Raw genomic sequence first — 2,231 nt, forward strand, 5'->3', positions numbered from 1 at the left:
AGCGTAGCCAAAGTCTCTCTTTCGGGCTCAATCACAACAGGAGTAAAACCCCATATTCCATAGGCGGCTTTTGGAGACCGAAAAGCATACCTACCGGTCAAGAGCCCATATCGGGATGGGGTGCAAACACTTGCACTGGCATGCGCATTGGTGAAAATCATGCCGTCCTGAATGAGGGCATCAAGAGCAGGAGTACGAATTTTTGATTGGGCATTTAAACCACTAATATCACCATAGCCCATATCATCGGCAAAAATAAAAACAATGTTGGGTTTCAAAGGGCCAGGTGATTGAACCGGATTTTGCGAACATGCCTGGATAAGAACTAACAAAAACAATCCACATATTGTGGGATTGAAGAAGAGCTTTTGCTTGAAGAGATAGTTCATAAGAATTAATTTCCACTAAAAATGGCGTAAATACAGCTTAAATCAAAAAAAAGGCCTGAGCTACTTTATGGCTATCCATACTATTTTACCATTTAAGTAAAAAACATCCACCGAATATTAAAACAGTCGATTTTTGGGTAAAATTAGAATTGAACCTATAAATCCTTTGCAATGGAAGCCTATCTACCTTTAAAGAAATATCTTATTCCATTTTTTGCAATTCTAACCTGCTTTTCACTCCACGTTCAAGTAACCAAAGAGACTTACCAAAAAGCCGAATATTTCCTTACCGATAATCTCCAAAAGGAAATTAATCACTTGGAGGTTATCCCCAATTGGTCCAAGGACAATGCTTCCTTTTGGCATGTGACGTATACCGAAAATGGTAAGCGGTTTTTTAAGACCAATATTCAGGACAAAAAAACAGTCGAGGCTTTTGACCATGTTTTGTTGTCTGAATTGCTTCAGGAGAAAACAGGAGAAGCTTTTAATGTTAAAGATTTGGCATTTGACAGGATTGATCTGAGTGAGGAAAATGTGGTCAAGTTTGAATGGAAAAACCAGGAATGGAGATTTGAGGAAGAAAAGCGGACACTGATTTCCAAACCAAAAGAGGAAAGTGAAAGATCTCCGGGAATTTCTCCGGACAAAAAGTGGAGGGCATTTACCAAGGACTACAACCTTTTTGTGGAAAATCTGGAAACTGCGAAGGAAACCCAATTGAGTTTCCATGGAAAAAGGGATTTTGAATATGCCAGTTATTTGGGTTGGGGTGATATCATCAAAGGAGAAAATGGCATTCGGCCGGAAAGGTTTATGGTCAGTTGGTCACCGGATTCCAAAAAGATATACACCCAAATAGTGGACCTGAGGATTGCGGAGAAAATGTATATGCTGGACTTTAGCCAAGAGGAGAAATTCAGACCTGAACTGCTTTCCTACTACCGTGGTTCTCCGGGGGACACTACGGTGGTCAAATATATTCCGGTGATTTTTGATGTTGAAAGCCGCAAGGAAACCATTTTATCAGGGTTGACACACCCTCATTTTGCAGGAGGAGGTCTAACGTGGGGTAAAGAAGGTGAATCGCTTTCAGGGGTATTTGCCCACAGGGGCTTTAAGAGTTTGGATGTAATCGAAATCGATGCCCAAACCGGTACCATTCAGAAAAAATATTCCGAATCCTCAGGCACCAACCTCGAAAGGGGAAACAATTTCAGAAGGGTAGGGGAAAACCAATTTCTCTTGACCAGTCAAAAATCTGGCTGGAACCACATCTATCTCCAAGACTGGAAATCAGGTAAATTGATCAAACAATTGACCACAGGCGACTTTGTCGTCAATGATGTTGTCCATGAGGATGAGGAAAAGAAGTTGGTCTACTTTATGGCTTCAGGAAGGGAAAAAGACCATAATCCCTATTACCAACATTTGTACAAAGTGAATTTGGATGGAACAGGCCTTAAGTTGCTGACCCCTGAAAATGCCTTTCATGAAATCAACTTATCTCCGGACAAGAAATACCTGGTTGACAACTATTCCACTGTAAACCAACCAACTCGGTCGGTTTTAAGGAATTTGGAAACAGGGGAAATCCTGATGGAAATCTCGAAAGCAAATATCTCTAAACTTCAGACCAAAGGCTACCAATCACCAAGGCAGTTTTCAGCAATTGCCAAGGATGGAAAGACGGAGATCTTTGGTATTTATTATTTGCCCACCGATTTTGATGCCTCCAAATCTTACCCCATCATTGATTAGACCTAGACCGGACCACATCCCGCTTCGACCCCCAAAACCTTTAAAGCAGGACTATTGGGACATCAGCAACCGATGGCTGAA

2 protein-coding genes are annotated in these 2,231 nt (G+C 41.4%); one reads left to right on the plus strand and one right to left on the minus strand.

Annotated features, from left to right (window positions below):
• Nucleotides 1-389: sulfatase-like hydrolase/transferase (locus tag ACEW8O_RS25275; RefSeq protein WP_373497409.1), on the minus strand; the 389-nt coding region annotated here is incomplete at its 3' end.
• Between the two features lie 171 nt (nucleotides 390-560).
• On the opposite strand from ACEW8O_RS25275, the gene ACEW8O_RS25280 reads away from it, so the two are divergent.
• Nucleotides 561-2,150, plus strand: coding sequence for a DPP IV N-terminal domain-containing protein (locus tag ACEW8O_RS25280; RefSeq protein WP_373497410.1), 1,590 nt, complete (start codon nucleotides 561-563; stop codon nucleotides 2,148-2,150).
• Nucleotides 2,151-2,231 lie beyond the last annotated feature (81 nt).

This window comes from Aquiflexum sp. (genome assembly GCF_041749095.1).
Lineage (GTDB): Bacteria > Bacteroidota > Bacteroidia > Cytophagales > Cyclobacteriaceae > Aquiflexum.

Excerpts from the sequence above, each read along its gene's own strand:
- ACEW8O_RS25280 (WP_373497410.1), top strand. The coding sequence starts at position 561 with ATGGAAGCCTATCTACCTTTAAAGAAATATCTTATTCCATTTTTTGCA.